General features: G+C 57.3%; 17 protein-coding genes. 12 read left to right on the forward strand and 5 right to left on the reverse strand.

The window, feature by feature from the left end; all coding sequences use genetic code 11:
• Window positions 1–63 precede the first annotated feature (63 nt).
• Both BJP61_RS16080 and rsmS read left to right on the forward strand, forming a co-directional pair.
• Complete coding sequence (locus tag BJP61_RS16080) at window positions 64–561, forward strand: primosomal replication protein (RefSeq protein WP_171998688.1); 498 nt, start codon at window positions 64–66, stop codon at window positions 559–561.
• Between the two features lie 28 nt (window positions 562–589).
• Entirely contained in the window at window positions 590–742 is a 153-nt protein-coding gene (gene rsmS / locus BJP61_RS16085; protein ID WP_071603723.1) for a pleiotropic regulatory protein RsmS, read from the forward strand.
• 38 nt (window positions 743–780) lie between these two features.
• Here rsmS and mscK read toward each other — a convergent pair whose 3' ends face one another.
• Together mscK and acrR are read right to left on the reverse strand one after the other, a co-directional pair.
• On the reverse strand, window positions 781–4,089 hold the full coding sequence (gene mscK, locus BJP61_RS16090; protein ID WP_254424580.1) for a mechanosensitive channel MscK: 3,309 nt from the start codon (window positions 4,087–4,089) through the stop codon (window positions 781–783).
• Window positions 4,090–4,271: 182 nt separating this feature from the next.
• The gene (gene acrR, locus BJP61_RS16095) at window positions 4,272–4,937 is read right to left on the reverse strand and encodes a multidrug efflux transporter transcriptional repressor AcrR (protein ID WP_038864288.1); all 666 of its coding nucleotides are present in this window, start codon (window positions 4,935–4,937) and stop codon (window positions 4,272–4,274) included.
• Between the two features lie 144 nt (window positions 4,938–5,081).
• Between acrR and acrA the strand changes: the two genes are divergently transcribed.
• The 6 genes from acrA (at window position 5,082) to BJP61_RS16125 (ending at window position 11,991) form a co-directional block, all read left to right on the forward strand.
• The gene (gene acrA, locus BJP61_RS16100; protein ID WP_038864289.1) at window positions 5,082–6,287 is read left to right on the forward strand and encodes a multidrug efflux RND transporter periplasmic adaptor subunit AcrA; all 1,206 of its coding nucleotides are present in this window, start codon (window positions 5,082–5,084) and stop codon (window positions 6,285–6,287) included.
• 21 nt (window positions 6,288–6,308) lie between these two features.
• Complete coding sequence (gene acrB, locus BJP61_RS16105) at window positions 6,309–9,458, forward strand: multidrug efflux RND transporter permease subunit AcrB (protein ID WP_075192156.1); 3,150 nt, start codon at window positions 6,309–6,311, stop codon at window positions 9,456–9,458.
• A 503-nt stretch (window positions 9,459–9,961) separates the two neighbouring features.
• Complete coding sequence (gene tomB / locus BJP61_RS16110) at window positions 9,962–10,336, forward strand: Hha toxicity modulator TomB (RefSeq protein WP_038864291.1); 375 nt, start codon at window positions 9,962–9,964, stop codon at window positions 10,334–10,336.
• A 26-nt stretch (window positions 10,337–10,362) separates the two neighbouring features.
• Window positions 10,363–10,581, forward strand: coding sequence for an HHA domain-containing protein (locus tag BJP61_RS16115; RefSeq protein WP_007713751.1), 219 nt, complete (start codon window positions 10,363–10,365; stop codon window positions 10,579–10,581).
• 229 nt (window positions 10,582–10,810) lie between these two features.
• A complete protein-coding gene (maa, locus tag BJP61_RS16120) occupies window positions 10,811–11,362 on the forward strand; it encodes a maltose O-acetyltransferase (RefSeq protein ID WP_038864292.1) in 552 nt (183 codons plus the stop codon).
• A gap of 119 nt (window positions 11,363–11,481) precedes the next feature.
• Window positions 11,482–11,991 carry a YlaC family protein gene (locus BJP61_RS16125; protein ID WP_038864293.1) on the forward strand — a complete coding sequence of 170 codons (510 nt, stop codon included), beginning with the start codon at window positions 11,482–11,484 and terminating at the stop codon, window positions 11,989–11,991.
• 28 nt (window positions 11,992–12,019) lie between these two features.
• On the opposite strand, the gene ykgO is transcribed toward BJP61_RS16125, so the two are convergent.
• The 3 genes from ykgO to BJP61_RS16140 form a co-directional block, all read right to left on the reverse strand.
• Window positions 12,020–12,160: a type B 50S ribosomal protein L36 gene (ykgO, locus tag BJP61_RS16130; RefSeq protein WP_007713754.1), complete on the reverse strand. Its 141-nt coding sequence runs from the start codon at window positions 12,158–12,160 to the stop codon at window positions 12,020–12,022.
• Between the two features lie 3 nt (window positions 12,161–12,163).
• The gene (locus tag BJP61_RS16135) at window positions 12,164–12,424 is read right to left on the reverse strand and encodes a type B 50S ribosomal protein L31 (protein WP_038864295.1); all 261 of its coding nucleotides are present in this window, start codon (window positions 12,422–12,424) and stop codon (window positions 12,164–12,166) included.
• Window positions 12,425–12,569: 145 nt separating this feature from the next.
• Window positions 12,570–14,471: a methyl-accepting chemotaxis protein gene (locus BJP61_RS16140; RefSeq protein WP_075192154.1), complete on the reverse strand. Its 1,902-nt coding sequence runs from the start codon at window positions 14,469–14,471 to the stop codon at window positions 12,570–12,572.
• Window positions 14,472–14,828: 357 nt separating this feature from the next.
• Here BJP61_RS16140 and BJP61_RS16145 point away from each other — a divergent pair, with 357 nt between their 5' ends.
• From BJP61_RS16145 to BJP61_RS16160, 4 genes are read left to right on the forward strand one after another with little or no spacing between them, the layout of a single operon-like run.
• Window positions 14,829–15,866: an isopenicillin N synthase family oxygenase gene (locus tag BJP61_RS16145; protein WP_171998690.1), complete on the forward strand. Its 1,038-nt coding sequence runs from the start codon at window positions 14,829–14,831 to the stop codon at window positions 15,864–15,866.
• Between the two features lie 24 nt (window positions 15,867–15,890).
• Window positions 15,891–16,694: a MetQ/NlpA family ABC transporter substrate-binding protein gene (locus BJP61_RS16150; RefSeq protein WP_038864298.1), complete on the forward strand. Its 804-nt coding sequence runs from the start codon at window positions 15,891–15,893 to the stop codon at window positions 16,692–16,694.
• The gene (locus tag BJP61_RS16155; RefSeq protein WP_075192151.1) at window positions 16,691–17,482 is read left to right on the forward strand and encodes an ATP-binding cassette domain-containing protein; all 792 of its coding nucleotides are present in this window, start codon (window positions 16,691–16,693) and stop codon (window positions 17,480–17,482) included. Before BJP61_RS16150 ends, BJP61_RS16155 begins: the two co-directional genes overlap by 4 nt.
• The gene (locus tag BJP61_RS16160; protein ID WP_171998691.1) at window positions 17,479–18,138 is read left to right on the forward strand and encodes a methionine ABC transporter permease; all 660 of its coding nucleotides are present in this window, start codon (window positions 17,479–17,481) and stop codon (window positions 18,136–18,138) included. The genes BJP61_RS16155 and BJP61_RS16160 overlap by 4 nt, the downstream gene beginning before the upstream one ends.
• Window positions 18,139–18,274 lie beyond the last annotated feature (136 nt).

An 18,274-nucleotide genomic window follows, 5' to 3' on the forward strand; every position in this document is an offset into this window, starting at 1 on the left:
GTGAGTTACTGTAGCACAGCGCGCATGGCGTAACGCCCGGAGTCACATGAGAACCCCCTATTATTGCAATCGCTTAAGGCCCGCCTCGCGGGGCTTCACGAACTGATCGGCCCGCTGGCGTCGCAGCGCCATTTCTCGCCGCGTTTTGACCGCCAGCTTTTTCCTTCTAAAAGCGAGCGGTTGGGCGATTATCTGACGCAGGCTGAAGGAACGCTGTCGCGGCTTGAGGCGGCGGTCGCGCAGAATGACGCCGCGCGCGTAGCCTGGCTTGCCGAACGGCTCGCGCTTCAAACTGAGGCGTTACGGCGCGAGGCGGCGACCGCCGCGCTGCGCCGTCACGAGAACGCGCATCTGCCCGGCGGGCGTCTGCACACAAGGCTTGCGCAATATCAGGAGTATGAACGCCGCCTGCTGGCGATGAAAACCGGGCGCGAACGGCAGCTCGCCGCGGGCGACGACCCGCAACTGCAACGCGAAATCCAGGCACTGGACGAACGTCTGGCGCGCTGCCGGGCCGCAGTGGCCCGCACAGAGCGTGCGCTGGAGCGCATTACGCGTTAAAACTAAATGAGGTTGAAGGAGAGAAACGATGTCGCTGGAACAAGCCCCTGATGAGGTCAAGCTCGCGGTCGATTTAATTATGCTCTTGGAAAATCATGAGATCCCGCCGCAAACGGTGCTGGCGGCGCTGGAGATCGTGCGTGATGACTATCTGCGTAAGCTGCGCGACGCCGACAGCTAACAGCCCTTCTCCCCGATACGCGAAGAAGGGCTGACGCATCAGGCTTTGGCGGCGTTCGCCTCGCCGTCGTTTTTGTCGTTACGCAGATCGCGCTTCACTTCGGTATGCATCTCGCCGTGGTTGTTATGCAGATGCACTTCAAGCTGGTTGAACGCGATATTGATATCGCTTTCACGACACAGCCTGTCGATGGTACGGTTCAGCTCATCCACGGTATAACTGCGATCGCGCAGTTCACGCACATAAAGGCGCAGTTCGTGATCCAGCGAGCTTGGGCCAAAAGTGGTAAAGAACACCGCTGGCTCCGGATCGTGCATCACTTTCGGGTGTTCCATCGCCGCTTTCAGCAGGATCTCCCGCACCTTATCCAGATCCGATCCATACGCCACGCCGAGGCGGATCACCACGCGGGTGATCGTGTCGGTCAGCGACCAGTTAATAAGGCGCTCCGTCACAAACGCTTTGTTCGGGATAATCACCTCTTTACGGTCAAAGTCGGTGATGGTAGTGGCGCGGATGCGGATCTTGCTGACCGTGCCGGAGAACGTGCCGATGGTGACGGTATCGCCGATACGCACCGGGCGTTCGAACAGGATAATCAGGCCGGAGACGAAGTTACCGAAAATCTCCTGCAGGCCGAAACCGAGACCGACTGACAGCGCCGCCGCCAGCCATTGCAGTTTATCCCACGACACCCCAAGCGAGCCGAACACCGTCATGGCACCCGCCGCGATAATCACGTAATTCAGGATAGTCGTGATGGCGTAGGACGCGCCCTGGCGCATTTTAAGGCGCGAGAGCACCAGCACTTCCAGCAAGCCTGGCAGGTTACGAATAAGCGCCCAGGCCACCATAAACGCCACTACCGCGAACAAAATACTGCCGAGGGTGACATTTTTCATCACCGCCGCGCCCGCTTCAGTGCCGTTGTAATGCCACAGCACGATGCTGTCGAGGTAGGCGAATACGGTGATTAAATCAGACCAGATAGCCCAGAACACCAGGCCAAACAGCGCGAACATCACCAGCATGGTAATACGCAACGTCTGCTGATTCACCTGATCGAGCGCGAGCGAGGTCTCTTCCACCGGCTCGGCCCCTTCGGCGCCCTCTTTCACCATATTCTGCCGACGCGCCACCGCGCGGCGGTAAGCGATACGGCGCGCCGCGACGCTCAGGCCACGCAGCACGGTCTGGTAGAGCAGGTTCCAGATAATCACCAGATAGACGGTATCTATCCAGCGCCCCGCGAGGCGCAGCGTGGTATAGAAATACCCCGTCGCGGTGAGCACCAGGAGCGCCACAGGCACAATGGACAGCACCGTGACCGTGACCAGCCGCATGGTGTGCGACTCTTTATCGCGCCAGCTATCGCGGCACATCGGCCATACCAGCGCGCTAATCAGCAGCAGGTTGAGGAAAATCATGGTCTGGCCGAGCACGTCGTCCATCAGATGCAACGGCGAGAGTTCCGCCAGCACCGACCAGAACAGCAGCGGCAGCAACGCCAGGCTCACCCGCACAATCTGACGGCGCCAGTGGCTGGTCAGCGTCGCAGGCATATTGAAGTGGCTCACCGCCATGCCGTCTTTTTCCAGCACGCGCCAGCAGAGGCCAAATACCAGCCAGAACATCGCCAGCTCTTTGCTGAACGCCCAGAGCAAATCGCTGATATTCAGCTGCATCACATAAACAAAAAGCCCTACCGCCAGAATAATCAGGCAGACCGGCAGCGCGCGGATCAGGTTTATCAGAATCGCTTTGGGGGTATGCAGTTGGCTGTCGTTGCGCAACTGACCGACTTCGCCCGCCAGTTTATTCAGATACTGGCGCATCCAGCTAAAACGCCAGCGGATAAGACCGGCTATCAGCAATAGCGGCAGCCCTGCCAACAACGCTTTCAGCATGGCGGGCCAGGCTTTCTCCCAGTTAAAGGTGATTTTCATCGCCTTCACCTGGTCGTGCAGCGCCTGCGGGAAGGCTTTCACCCACTCCCAGTCCATCGGCTTGTTGCTGTTCACCCAGAAGATCTGCTGCGTGAGCATCTCCTGCAGATTGGTGCTGACGCTCATTAACTGCTGCTGATTGATCTGCAGGTTAATCGCCATCATCAGCTGGTTGCCAAGCTGTTTGTTGAGCTGATCAAGGAGTTCGCGGCGCATATCGACCACCTGCAACAGCGCGTCGTGCACGTCGTCATTAATCTCGCTCTGATGCCCTTCTTCCAGCTTCGCAACGAACGCGTCGTTCTGGAACAGCGCGTCGCGCTGCTGGTTTACTTCAAACTGTTCGAGACGCAGATCCGCGATGCGGTTGGTCATATCTTCCAGTTCGTCAGCGGAAGGCAGCGTCTGTTGCTGCTGATACAGAATGCGTGACAGCAGCAGGCTGCCTTTGAGCACCGAAATTTGTTCTTTCAGGTTACGCTCCGACTGCAACGCGCGGTCGAGCCAGTTTTTCACCCGAATATTTTGCTGTACCAGATTATTGCCGCTCTGGGTGGCGTCGATCAGGCGCTGGCTGAGCTGGTGATTCACTTCCAGCTCCTGGCGCACCAGCGGGTTGTTCTGGATGCTGGAGGCGTCTTCCGGAGCAATCGCCTCCTGGGCGGTTTTCTCGGTAATAGTAAGGCGTTTGCTGTTCACCGCCTCCTGCAACAGTTGCAGCTGATGCTCCAGCTGATTGATGTGCGCGGTGGTGTAGTCGCGCTGCTTCTGGAGCGCGTCCTGCAGCACCGTATTACCTTCGAGGCTTTTACGCTGCTGATCAATCTGCGCGTTCAGCAGCGCCTGCTGGGCCAGCATCAGCGTTTGTTGCGAAGAACGCAGCGTCTCTTCGCCGGGCGCCGTGCCGTTCAGGCGGTTGCGGATCTGCTGCAGCTCCTGCGAGGCGTTGTACATCGCGTTCTGCACCCGCTCCGGCTGGGTCTGTAGCGACACCAGCTGGCTGTTGAACGTGGCGAGATCGCCCTGCGCGGTTTGCAGGTCGTCAAGCACCGACGCGACGCGCGACTCCAGCTGGCGCAGCGACAGGTTTTTCAGCGTCTGGCGCACAACCTCGTCGCTATCCTGATTGCGCAGCGCGTTCAGGTTTTCAGTCGCCTGGCGCATTTTCTCCGGCGCCTGCAGCACCTGCTGGCGCAGTTGCACCGTCTCCTGCTTGATGCGTTCGATTTTATCCAGCGTCTCAAGCGTCGCCGTTAAATCTTCCGTCGTCAGCTTATCCTGCGCAGAGTGGTTTTTCTGTTTGCCCAGCGCATCAAGCTGCGACTGCACTTCGGCGCGCGAGGGGATCTCTCCGCTGGCGGACGCCGCCTGCGCCACGACAGGCGAAAGCGCGCCGAACATCAGCAGGACGGTCAAAAGCATGGCGGACGTCAGGCGCCGCGAAAGGGTTGTGTGCTGCATTGTCATTTGAATGAAATCATGGCCGGACCGCACGCGGAATGCCTGCGGGGATACTGGAACGGCGCAGAGAATACCACGGCTCTGGCGCATGGAATAGCGGCCCGCCGGGCTTTAAGATAAATTCAGCGAGAGGTGGCCGCAGGCGCGGCGTCGGGGGCGTGGCGCAGGGACGGACAGTACTGATACATCTCCAGTAAAATCGCCACCAGTTCACGTGCTTCTTTTTTAAGATCAAACGTCTGTGGCGCGAAGAGCCAGTTTTCCATCAAGCCGGTAATATAGCTGCGCATCAGGATCGCGGCGCGGCGGGTCTGGAGGTTTTCCGGCAACATGCCGGACTGGATGCACTGCGTCAGCGCCTGTTCGATACGGTCATAACTTTCAAAACAGAGGCTGCGGTGCGCCTGCTGAACGACAGCCATTTCTCCAACAAACTCACATTTGTGATAAATTATTTCCATCATCAGGCGGCGACGCTCTTCTGTCACCGTAGCTTCAAGTATATAAACGAGAATCTCGCGTAACACAGAGAGTGGATCGTCTGGGAATTTTGCCCGATACTCATTTTCAAGATCGCCAATGCTGGCCTCTGATGATTCCCAGATTTCACTAAATAAATCCGACTTGTTCCTGAAATGCCAGTAGATGGCGCCTCGCGTTACGCCCGCCGCCTGGGCAATGTCCGCCAGCGATGTGGCTGACACCCCCTGTTGCGAGAACAAGCGAATCGCCACATCCAGAATGTGTTGACGCGTCTCCAGGGCTTGCTGTTTGGTTTTTCGTGCCATATGTCGGTGAATTTACAGGAGTCAGATTTACATACATTTCTGTATGTATGTACCATAGCATGACGACACTATAAACGCAGCAATGGGTTTGCGGACTTTTGATCCATTGGTCATTTTTTGGAATCGGACACTCGAGGTTTAGATATGAACAAAAACAGAGGGTTCACGCCTCTGGCGGTCGTTCTGATGCTTTCAGGCAGCATAGCGCTTACAGGATGTGACGGTGAACAGGCTCAGCAACAAGCGCCCCAGGCGCCCGAAGTGGGTGTGGTGACGCTGAAAAGCGAACCTCTGCAAATCACAACTGAACTTCCTGGCCGCACCAGCGCGTATCGTGTGGCGGAAGTTCGTCCTCAGGTGAGCGGCATTATCCTCAAGCGTAATTTCGAGGAAGGCAGCGATATCAAAGCAGGCGTTTCGCTTTATCAGATCGATCCCGCGACCTATCAGGCATCTTATGAAAGCGCGAAAGGCGATCTCGCCAAAGCGCAGGCCAGCGCCAATATCGCCCAGGTGACGCTCAAGCGTTATCAGAAACTGCTCGGCACGCAGTACATCAGCCAGCAGGATTACGACAATGCGCAGGCGGAAGCCCAGCAGGCGAATGCGGCGGTCGTCGCGGCAAAAGCGGCGGTGGAAACTGCGCGTATCAACCTCGCCTATACCAAAGTGACCTCTCCTATCAGCGGCCGTATCGGCAAATCCGCCGTAACGGAAGGTGCGCTGGTGCAGAGCGGCCAGACGACGGCGCTCGCAACGGTGCAGCAGCTTGACCCTATTTATGTCGATGTGACCCAGTCCAGCAACGATTTCCTGCGTCTTAAGCAGGAGCTGGCGAGCGGACAGCTGAAGCAGGATAACGGCAAAGCGAAAGTAACGCTCTCCACCGCTGACGGCCTGAAATATTCGCAGGAAGGCACGCTCGAATTCTCCGACGTGACTGTGGATCAGACCACAGGCTCCATTACGCTGCGCGCGATTTTCCCGAACCCTGACCACACGCTGCTGCCGGGCATGTTTGTCCGCGCCCGTCTCGAAGAAGGGGTTAACCCGAACGCGATTCTGGTGCCGCAGCAGGGCGTGGCGCGCACGCCGCGCGGTGACGCGACGGTCATGGTGGTTGGCGAAGGCGACAAAGTTGAAGTGCGTCCGGTGACGGTTGGCCAGGCGATGGGCGACAAGTGGGTCGTCACCGACGGTGTGAAAGCCGGCGATCGCGTGATCGTGACCGGGTTGCAAAAAGTTCGCCCGGGCGCGCAGGTGAAAGTGCAGGAAGTGACTGAAAACCAGCAGCAACAGCAGAAATCCGGCGCCGCTGGTCAGACGCAGTCACAGCAACCGCAGTCTTGAGTTAACAGGAGCCGTTAAAACATGGCTAAGTTTTTTATCGATCGCCCCATCTTCGCATGGGTGATCGCCATCATCATCATGCTGGCAGGTGGCTTGTCCATTATGAAACTGCCCGTTGCGCAATATCCATCGATTGCGCCGCCAGCGGTGACGGTTAACGCGACCTACCCGGGTGCGGATGCGAAAACGGTGCAGGACACCGTGACGCAGGTTATCGAACAGAACATGAACGGTATCGATGGCCTGATGTACATGTCCTCCACCAGCGACTCCTCGGGCACCGTGCAGATAACGCTGACGTTTGAATCCGGCACTGACGCGGATATCGCGCAGGTGCAGGTGCAGAACAAACTGCAGCTCGCCATGCCGCTGCTGCCGCAGGAAGTCCAGCAGCAAGGGGTCAGCGTCGAGAAATCCTCCAGTTCGTTCCTGATGGTGTTGGGTCTTATCAACACTGACGGGTCGATGACCCAGGAAGATATCGCCGACTACGCGGGCGCCAACATTAAAGATCCCATCAGCCGTACTTCCGGCGTGGGTGATGTACAGCTCTTCGGTTCGCAGTACGCGATGCGTATCTGGCTCGACCCAAATAAGCTGAACAACTTCCAGCTAACGCCCGTGGACGTTATCAGCGCCATTAAAGCGCAGAACGCCCAGGTCGCGGCCGGTCAGCTTGGCGGCACCCCGCCGGTGAAAGGCCAGCAGCTTAACGCTTCAATCATCGCGCAGACCCGTCTGACATCCGCGGAAGAATTCAGCAAAATTCTGCTGAAGGTGAACCCGGACGGCTCGCAGGTGCGCCTGAAAGATGTGGCGAAAGTTGAGCTTGGCGGCGAAAACTACGACGTTATCGCGCGCTTCAATGGCCAGCCGGCTTCGGGTCTCGGTATTAAACTCGCGACCGGCGCCAATGCGCTGGATACCGCGGAAGCGGTACGCAAGACCATTGCGGAGCTGGAGCCGTTCTTCCCAAGCGGTCTGAAAGTGGTTTATCCGTACGACACCACGCCGTTCGTGAAAATCTCTATTTTCGAAGTGGTGAAAACGCTGGTTGAAGCGATCGTGCTGGTGTTCCTGGTCATGTACCTGTTCCTCCAGAACTTCCGCGCGACGCTGATTCCAACCATCGCGGTTCCGGTCGTTCTGCTCGGCACCTTTGCGGTACTGGCGGCGTTCGGCTACTCGATAAACACGCTCACCATGTTCGGGATGGTACTCGCCATCGGTCTGCTGGTGGATGACGCCATCGTCGTGGTGGAAAACGTCGAGCGTGTGATGGTGGAAGAAGGACTACCGCCCAAAGAGGCGACCCGTAAATCAATGGGTCAGATTCAGGGCGCGCTGGTGGGTATCGCGCTGGTGCTCTCGGCGGTATTTATCCCGATGGCCTTTTTCGGCGGCTCGACGGGCGCTATCTATCGTCAGTTCTCGATTACTATCGTTTCCGCGATGGTGCTGTCGGTTATCGTGGCGATGATCCTGACGCCGGCGCTGTGCGCCACCATGCTCAAGCCGGTCGCCAAAGGCGATCACGGCGAAGGCAAAAAAGGCTTCTTCGGCTGGTTTAACCGCATGTTCGACAAGAGCACGCATCACTACACCGACAGCGTAGGGAATATTCTGCGCAGCACCGGTCGTTACCTGCTGCTCTACCTGCTGATTGTCGTGGCGATGGCGTTCCTGTTTATCCGCCTGCCAACCTCCTTCCTGCCGGAAGAGGATCAGGGCGTGTTCCTGACGATGGCCCAGCTACCGGCGGGCGCCACTCAGGAGCGCACCCAGAAGGTGCTGGATGAGGTGACGAATTACTACCTCACTCAGGAGAAAGACAACGTTAACTCCGTCTTCACCGTTAACGGCTTTGGCTTCTCCGGCCGCGGTCAGAACACCGGTCTGGCGTTCGTCTCGTTGAAAAACTGGGAGGATCGTCCGGGTGCGGAAAACAAAGTTCCTGCCATTACTGGCCGTGCGATGGGGCGTTTCTCGCAGATCAAAGATGCGATGGTCTTCGCCTTTAACCTCCCGGCGATTGTGGAACTCGGTACCGCGACGGGCTTTGACTTCGAACTCATTGACCAGGGCAACCTGGGCCATGAAAAGCTGACGCAGGCGCGTAACCAGCTGCTGGGCGAAGCGGCGAAACACCCGGATCTGCTCTCGCAGGTGCGTCCGAATGGTCTGGAAGATACGCCGCAGTTCAAAATCGACATCGACCAGGAAAAAGCGCAGGCGCTGGGCGTTTCGCTGAGCGACATCAATACGACGCTGGCCTCCGCGTGGGGCGGCAGCTACGTCAACGACTTCATCGACCGCGGTCGCGTGAAGAAAGTGTATGTCATGTCGCAGGCGCAGTACCGTATGTTACCGAGCGATATCAACAACTGGTACGTGCGTGGTTCTGACGGGCAGATGGTGCCGTTCTCCGCCTTCTCGACGTCCCACTGGGAATACGGTTCGCCGCGTCTGGAGCGTTATAACGGTCTGCCGTCCATGCAGATCCAGGGCCAGGCGGTAGAAGGTAAGAGTACCGGTGAAGCGATGGCGATGATGGAAGAGATCGCCAGCAAGCTGCCGACCGGTATCGGCTACGACTGGACCGGTATGTCCTATCAGGAACGTCTGTCAGGCAACCAGGCGCCGGCGCTGTACGCCATTTCGCTTATCGTGGTGTTCCTGTGTCTGGCGGCGCTCTATGAGAGCTGGTCAATTCCGTTCTCGGTCATGCTGGTGGTTCCGCTTGGGGTTATCGGCGCGCTGCTGGCGGCATCGGTACGCGGTCTTGGCAATGACGTTTACTTCCAGGTGGGCCTGCTGACCACCATCGGCCTGTCGGCGAAGAACGCCATATTGATTGTGGAATTCGCCAAAGACCTGATGGAGAAAGAAGGCAAGGGCCTGATTGAAGCGACCCTGGAAGCCGTGCGTATGCGTCTGCGTCCTATTCTGATGACCTCGCTGGCGTTTATTCTCGGCGTAATGCCGCTGGTTATCAGCTCCGGCGCAGGTTCCGGCGCGCAGAACGCGGTAGGGACAGGCGTAATGGGCGGGATGGTGACCGCGACCATTCTGGCTATCTTCTTCGTTCCGGTGTTCTTTGTAGTGGTACGCCGCCGCTTCAGCCGCAAGAATGAAGATATTGAGCATAGCCATCCGGTTGAGCACCACTAATCGGTTGAGCAACGTGAATAAGAAAGGCCGCTGATGCGGCCTTTCTTTTTGCCGGGATATTCCCCACGGGGCGCATCGTCCCCTTCCGGCGTTTTTAGAATCCCGCGCAAAAAAACATCACCTCGCCTCCGTATCCCTCTTTTTTGCATTAAAAATATTTTATTGGGATTAATCCGATGCAGAAAAAGATCTTATTACAGAATATTCTTCAGGCGCGAATAAATGAAAGTTTTAAACTAAGGTAAATCTAAGACTTAAAGCTTAAGTTTTCTTTCTCAATGCGTCAGCGTTCGCTGCCAATATTGATTCGCGTAAATGTGTCGACAATGATGGGCGATTAAAAGCGAAAATGTAATTTTTCGTAATCGTGCCAGGAAAAAATCCTCAGGGTGTTTTATAGTAAAAGTAGATTAAAAATGGAGCGCGAAGCCTCCTGATACGCGTTGTGTATCTGCCCCTGCGGTGCTGTTGACTAAAAATTTTCGCTAAAAAGGGGATACGTTATGGACGAATACTCACCAAAACGGCATGATATAGCGCAGCTTAAATTTCTTTGCGAAAGCCTGTATCATGATTGCCTCGCCACGCTAGGCGAAAACCAGCATGGCTGGGTTAACGACCCCACATCCGCCGTTAACCTGCAACTGAACGATCTGATTGAGCATATTGCCAGTTTCGGTCTTAATTATAAAATTAAGCATGACGAAGATGCCGCTCTCATTGAGCAATTAGATGAATATCTGGATGATACTTTTATGCTTTTCAGCAATTACGGTATCAATGCGCAAGATTTGCAAAAATGGCGCAAGTCCGGAAACAGGCTTTTCCGGTGTTTCGTAAACGCCAGCCGGGAGAATCCTGTGAGCTTGTCTTTTTAAAAATAGAACAACCACTTAGGTGTATTATGACGACCAAACCATTAACCAAAACCGATTATTTAATGCGACTCAGACGCTGTCAGACAATTGATACGCTGGAACGTGTGATTGAAAAAAATAAATATGAATTGCCTGACAATGAACTGGCGGTATTTTATTCAGCTGCAGATCATCGTCTCGCTGAACTGACCATGAATAAGCTTTACGATAAAATCCCAACCTCTGTGTGGAAATTTGTCCGTTAATCCCCTGTTATTTTGTACGTGATTATCATCAGTGATATTGATGATGCTGGCGCCATGTTAGTGTCGAGCGATTCGGATTATGCGTGCCATACCGAACAGAGCCTCCGTTAGCATGGCCCCTCCTCCCCTCTCTTTTGTGCAGCGCCTCCCCCTCTTAAATGCAGTGAATGGTCAGTCGCGCGTTTAGTGGCTACTATCAGGCCTTACTGTTAAAGGAGTGACTTAAGCCATGAGCGAAGAAAAACGCAAAATGATTGCGGGCGAGCTGTACCTCTCCAACGACCCGGTACTGCGTGAGGACCGTCTGCGCGCCAGACATCTGTTGCATGAATACAATCACAGCGCGCCGGATGCGAAAGCGCGACGTCAGGAGATTCTGGCGACGCTGCTTGGCGCGGCGGGGAACGCGTATATCGAACCCACGTTCCGCTGCGATTACGGCTATAACATTTATCTTGGCGAAAACTTCTACGCCAATTTTGACTGCGTGATTCTGGACGTCTGTCCGGTGCGCATCGGCGATAACTGTATGCTGGCGCCCGGCGTGCACATCTATACCGCCACGCACCCGCTGGACCCGACCGAACGTAACAGCGGGCTGGAGTTCGCGAAACCGGTCACCATTGGCAATAATGTCTGGATTGGCGGGCGCGCCATCATCAACCCCGGCGTCACGCTTGGCGATAACGTCGTGGTCGGCTCTGGCGCGGTAGTGACCCATTCAGTGGAAGATAACTGCGTGGTGGCAGGCAACCCGGCGCGCGTGATCCGCCGCCTCTGAGTGCCGCTGCGGTTAACTGTTATGGTTTTTTGTTGGCCGTCTGTTACTTTTTTCGCGCGCGGCGGCCTTCTAAAATGCCCTTTCCCGCGCACGCGCGACACAGATTTTGAAGGTTTTGCATGACTGAAATCCAGCGACTGCTGACGGCCACGATTGACCAGCTCAACAAAGAAGAGAAGCGCGATAACCGTCCGCGTTTTAGCATCAGCTTTATCCGTAAACATCCGGGGTTGTTTATCGCCATGTATCTGGGGTGGCTCGCCACCATGGCGGTGATGCTCCAGTCGGAAACGCTGGCAGGCTCGGTCTGGCTGCTGGTGGTGTTGTTTGCGCTGCTTAACGGCTTTTTCTTTTTCGACGTTAACCCGCGCTACCACTACGAAGATATCGATGTTCTGGATCTGCGCGTGTGTTACAACGGCGAGTGGTATAATACCCGCAACGTGCCGGAGAGCCTGGTGAACGAGATCCAGCATTCGCCGCGTATTACCGCCGAACAAAAAGCGCAGCTGGAGAAAATGCTGACCCGTAAAAAAGCGCTCTCCTTTTATGATATCTACTCGCTCGATAAACACGCGGGTAGCGCTAATCCGCCGGTGAACACCGCGACGGCATCCCAGGCGCACTAAAAAAATCGCCCTCTTGCGAGGGCGATGCTTACCGTCTTTTCTTCCTGCCCTGCACCGCTTTAAAACGCGGATTCGATTTGCAGATAACATACAACCGGCCTTTGCGTCTGACTATCTGACAGTCAGGATGGCGCGCTTTCGCGCTGCGTAATGAATTCAGCACCTGCATGGTTTACGCCTTTTTATCGTTAAAGAAACGGCCAAAACGCTGCTGGAAGCGCGCGGCGCTGCCCTCGGTAGTGATGGTCTTCTGACGCCCGGTGTAATACGGGTGCGACGCCGATGACACATCAATCGTCACGTACGGATATGTCTCGCCATCGAGTTCGATTTCACGCTCGGTTTTAATGGTCGAGCCCACTTTGAAATATTCGTTGGCGCTCGTGTCGTGGAACACCACGGTGCGGTAGTGGGGATGGATATCTGGTTTCATCATTCGCCCTTAAAGAAATGTTATAACGTAACAATATCGTAAAACGACCGCGCTGAAATTGCAAGCGGCTGGCGTGAAGGGTCGAGCGGCAGAAATAAAAAAGCCGGCGCATCGGGCGGCCGGCTTCTCAGAGGCAAGCGCTAACTTACAGGCGGAAGCCCGCTACCACGCGGTCGAGCTGCTGCGTCTGCTCGCTCATTGAGTGAGACGCCGCCGACACTTCCTGTACCAGCGCCGCGTTCTGCTGCGTCGCGCTGTCGAGCTGGTTAATCGCCAGGTTCACCTGTGAAATCCCCGCGCTCTGTTCGCGGCTGGAGGACATTATCTCGCCCATCAGCGTGGTTACGTTGCGCACGCCGCTCAGCAGTTCATCCATCGTCGCGCCCGCCTCATTCACAAGCTTCGTGCCTGTGTCGATATTGCTGGCGGAGTTTTCGATAAGCTGTTTGATTTCACGCGCCGACTGCGCGGAGCGCTGCGCCAGGCTGCGTACCTCGGAGGCGACTACCGCAAAACCGCGGCCCTGTTCGCCCGCGCGCGCCGCTTCTACCGCGGCGTTGAGCGCCAGAATGTTCGTCTGGAACGCGATACTGTCGATTACCGCGATAATATCCACGACCTTGCCGGACGAACTCTGAATCGCGCTCATGGTGCTGACCACTTCGCGCACCACGTTGCCGCCCCGCTCCGCCACCTGCGACGCCTGATGCGCAAGCTCGTTGGCATGCGCGGCGTTATCGGCGTTCTGGCGCACCGTGCTGGTGAGCTGTTCCATGGAGGCCGCCGTCTCCTCAATGGAACTCGCCTGATCTTCAGTGCGCGCGGAGAGATCCTGGTTGCCGCTTGAGATCTGCTGCGATGCCGACGAGAGCGCGCGGGCGCTGTCGCCCACCTGGCGCAGCATTTTTTGCAGATAGTCGATCACGCCGTTGAAGCTGTCGATAATCGCGTTAAATTCCGGGCTGCTGGTCGGCTCCAGGCGCTGCGTCAGATCCGCGCCGCCTGCGGAGAGACGGCTGATGTTGCGGTTAAGATCGGCCAGCTTGCCCATCAGCGAACGGATAAACAGCACCAGCACACCCAGCAGCAGCAACATCATCGGGATCTGCACCATGCTCAGGCGCGCCAGAATGGTATCAGTCTGCGTCGTCAGCAGCGCGGTCGGCAGATCGACGGCGATAATCCACGGGCTATTTTTGATGGACTGCAACATCACGGTGTGCGATTCGCCATCCTGGTCATACTCCTGCTCGGTTTTTTCGCCTGCGCGGAAGCGGGACAACGTGTTCTGCACCGCCTGCGCCATCGGGTCATCGCCGAGATCGGCGAGCTTTTTCAGGCTGGCGGTTTTCCCTACCTGGTTTGCGTCGCCGACAATTTTGCCGTCCGCTTCGAGAATCAGCACGCGTCCGGAAATCGCCTCGTTCATCTGTTTCGCCAGCTGGTTGAAAAAGCCCAGCGTCACGTCGATGGTCGCCACACCCCACGGCTGGCCATCTTTCGTAATCACCATCGCGCAGTTGGTGCGCGGCTGCGGGCTGGCGTCATCCTGATACGCGTTCGCCCAGGCGCACTGGCTTACGGGCGCATTCAGCCCCGCTTTATACCAGACCTGCTCGTAATAGTTCGGCGCCGCCTCAGAGTTCCAGTACGTGTTCACTTCCAGCTGATTGCTGGCGTTGCGGGCGAAAAAGGTGCTGAATTTATTGCGCCCCGCCTCGCGTTTTTCCGGCAGCGGCCAGATGCCCCCGCCAAAGACATTCACATCCTGGTATTGATCTACCAGCGCGGGCAGCAGACGATCGATTTCATCGCTCTGCATGGTCGCGACGCTCTGCGTCACGCTGCGCATCTGCGCCTGCACGCGGTTCATCTGTTCGACGATGCTGAACGCCACGTTATCCACTTCATAACGAATAAGACGCGTCTCAGTGCGCTTAATTTCCGGCGTCACAAAAAAGTGGATCACCAGCGCGGTAATAACGCTGAGCGCCGCAAAAAAGAGACAGAGTAAAACGATAAACCTGGCTTGCGTTGTTTTTAGCATTGTTATTTACCTGGAAAGATTCAGAGGGAACTTCTTTCAGGACAACGGCAGCGCAGCGGCAAACTTGAAGGTTGAATCATTGTTAAGATTTTAACGAAAATTTAACCCATTGACGGGTAAAACAAATTCCGTTCCATCGGAAACATTTTGAAATACTTCCTTATGCGGTAGCCAGAAATCCTTTTTACCCCATGACGTTATAAATCAGAAAAGAACGATATTGGGCGCGCCGACGCTTTTCAGGCACCGTGACGTCATGGAGCCAACCTGAGGAGATCCCTATGCGCCTGCGCTGTTGTTGTGCCTGTCTGTTTGCTGATAACCGACTGTTATTTTCTTTTGCTAACGGAGCGCCCCATGAGCACAGCCTTTCCCCCAACGTTGCCAATCCTGGATCTCGCCCGGCTTAATCAGGGCCCGGCCGACCGCGCCGCGTTTCTCGATCACCTGCGCTACGCCGCCCGCGACATCGGTTTTTTCTATATCGTGAATCATGGTGTCGATACCCGCCTGCTGGACGACGTTCAACACGAAGCGCGCCGGTTCTTCGCGCTGCCGGAAGACGAAAAAGCGCGGGTGGCGATGATCCATTCGCCTCACTTTCGCGGCTATAACCGCGCCGCGGCGGAGCTGACGCGCGGCAAACCGGACTGGCGCGAACAGTTTGATATTGGCGCCGAGCGCCCGGCGCTCACGCTTTCCGCGAACGCGCCGTCCTGGCGTCGTTTGCAGGGGCCGAACCTCTGGCCCGACGCCCAGCCATCGCTTAAACCGACTCTGCTGCGCTTTCAGCGCGACATGGCGCAGATGGCGCTGCGTCTGCTGCGCGCCTTCGCAGAAGCCCTGCATCTCGCGCCAGACGCGTTCGACACGCTGTATGGCGAACAGCCCAACGAGCATATCAAGCTCATCCGCTACCCCGGCCAGCAGCATACGCAAAGCGATCAGGGCGTCGGCGCGCACAAGGATTCCGGTTTTTTGAGCTTTCTGTTGCAGGATCAGCAACAGGGCTTGCAGGTGGAAGTGGCACCCGACGAGTGGATTGACGCCGCCCCGCTGCCCGCCAGCTTTGTGGTCAATATCGGCGAACTGCTGGAGCTTGCCACCAACGGCTATCTGCGCGCCACGGTGCACCGCGTCGTCTCGCCGCCAGCGGATAAAGAACGCCTTTCCATCGCCTTCTTTCTGGGCGCGCGGCTCGACGGCGTGGTGCCGGTCTATCCCCTACCGCCGGAACTCGCCCGCGAGGCGCACGGCCCGCAAAGCGATCCGCGCAATCCGCTGCTGCGCGACGTCGGCTGGAACTACTTAAAAGGCCGCCTGCGATCGCACCCCGATGTCGCCGAACGCTACTACCGCGACGTGCTGCGCGAAAGCCATGAACTGATTGCCTGACCTTCACTTGCAAAGGAAAAGACCATGAATAAGGCCACATTGACGCTGGCAGGGCTGACGCTGCTGGTAGCGACCGGCTTACAGGCCGCCGAACCGCTGCGTATCGCCGCCGATCCGGTGCCGCACGCTGAAATCCTTAACTACATTAAAACGCTCGACCCCAAACTCGATCTGAACGTGGTGGAGCTCTCCAGCGGCGTGAACGCCAACGAGTTGCTGGCGAACGGCGACGTTGACGCCAACTATTTTCAGCATCTGCCGTACCTGAAGGATCAGGAAAAAGCGCTCGGCAAAACGTTCGCGGTCGCCGCGACGGTGCATGTCGAACCCCTCGGCATCTATTCGCATAAATATAAGGATTTCAAAACCGTGCCGGAAGGCGCCACGGTAGCGGTGCCGAATAACGTAACCAACCTCAGCCGCGCGCTGTTTTTACTGCAAAAGCAGGGACTGATTACGCTTAAAGCAGGCTTTAACGATCCGGCAAGCAGCCTCGCCACGCCGAACGATATCAGGGAGAACCCGAAAAACCTGAAGATCCTCGAAATCGAATCTCCGCAGATCCCGCGCTCGCTGGATGATGTGGATCTGGCAGTGATCAACGGCAACTACGCGCTGGAAGCCGGACTTACGCCCGCGAAAGATGCGCTGGGCCTTGAGAGCGCCGACCATAACCCGTATGCCAACCTGCTGGTGACTAACCCGACGCTGGTGAACGACCCGCGCATCAAAGCGCTGGCGAAGGATTTGCAGTCGCCGCAGGTCGCGGAATTTATCCGCCAGCACTATAACGGCTCGGTGATCCCGGTCGCGGCCCCGCAGTCATGATAACGCTGGAAGGGCTGAGCAAAACTTACGCCGGAGAGGGCCGCCCGGCGCTGGACGACGTCTCGCTCGCCATTCCCCAGGGCGCGGTTTACGGGATACTCGGGCGCAGCGGCGCGGGCAAAAGCACCCTGTTGCGCTGTCTTAATCTGCTGGAGCGGCCCACGGCAGGTCGCATCCTGATGAACGGCGCGGAGATCACGCGCCTTGACGACCGCGCGTTGCGCGAGCATCGCCAGCGCACCGCAATGGTGTTTCAGCACTTTAACCTGCTGCATGCGCGCACGGTGGCGGACAACGTGGCGGTGCCGCTGGAGATAACCGGTATGCCGCGTACTGCGCGCCGTCAGCGGGTCGGGGAATTGCTGGAGCTCGTGGGGCTTGCGGATAAAGCGAACGCGTTTCCCTCGCGCCTTTCCGGCGGACAGAAGCAGCGCGTCGGCATCGCCAGGGCGCTGGCCGCGCATCCGCAGGTGTTGCTGTGCGACGAGGCCACCAGCGCGCTTGATCCGGAAACCACTGGCTCCATCCTGGCGCTGCTTGCCGACATCAATCGCCAGCTGGGGCTGACCATCGTGCTTATCACGCATGAGCTGGAGGTGGTGAAAGCCATCTGCGATCACGCCGCGCTGCTGGAGAACGGACGGCTGGTGGAGAGCGGCAGGCTCGCGGATCTGTTAACCGCGCCGTGGTCGGTGCTGCGCCAGACGCTGGTGCGAGATAACGCCGCCTGGCAGGCGTTTTTACGTCGTCACGGCGTGGAGGGCAGAATACTGTGCGAAGTCGCATGAGTTTTGACGATCTCTGGCCGCTACTGGCGCAGGGAACTCTGGAGACGCTCTATATGGTTGGGCTGGCGGCGCTCTTTACGGTGCTTATCGGCCTGCCGGTCGGCGTGATGCTGTTTATCACCCGGCGCGACGGCGTGCTCCCTCTGCCCCGGCTTAACCGTCTGCTGGGCGGGGTCATTAACATCGGGCGATCGCTGCCGTTTATCGTGCTGCTGATTGCGCTTATCCCGCTGACGCGCCTGATTATCGGCACCACGCTCGGCAGTACCGCCGCCGTAGTGCCCATTACTATCGGGGCGTTTCCCTTTTTCGCGCGCGTGGTGGAAAACGCGCTTGATGAGGTGGACAAAGGACGCGCCGAAGCGATCATCGCGATGGGCGGCAACGCCTGGCATGTGATCAGCAAAGCGCTGCTGCCGGAGGCGCTGCCTGCGCTGCTGGCAGGCGTCACGCTTACAGTGGTGATGCTGATAGGCTTTTCCTCAATGGCGGGCGTGATTGGCGGCGGCGGGCTTGGCGACCTCGCGATCCGCTACGGCTATCAGCGCTTCAATAATGAAGTGATGGCCACCACGGTGGTGATTCTGGTGGCGCTGGTGCAGGGCGTGCAAACGCTCGGCGATCGGCTGGTGCGCCGCCTCGCGCACCGCCGCTAAGATGTATGTTCTGCGGCGCGGCCCGCGCGGCTGCGCTGCTTTCTTATTTTTTGCCTAAACCCTAAGCGAAATCAATGCGACATGCCGTCGCAAAAGCCATTATCCCCCACTACGCTAAAGGTACTCCGCACTCTTT

Source organism: Cronobacter sp. JZ38, assembly GCF_008932145.1.
Classification (GTDB): domain Bacteria; phylum Pseudomonadota; class Gammaproteobacteria; order Enterobacterales; family Enterobacteriaceae; genus Cronobacter; species Cronobacter muytjensii.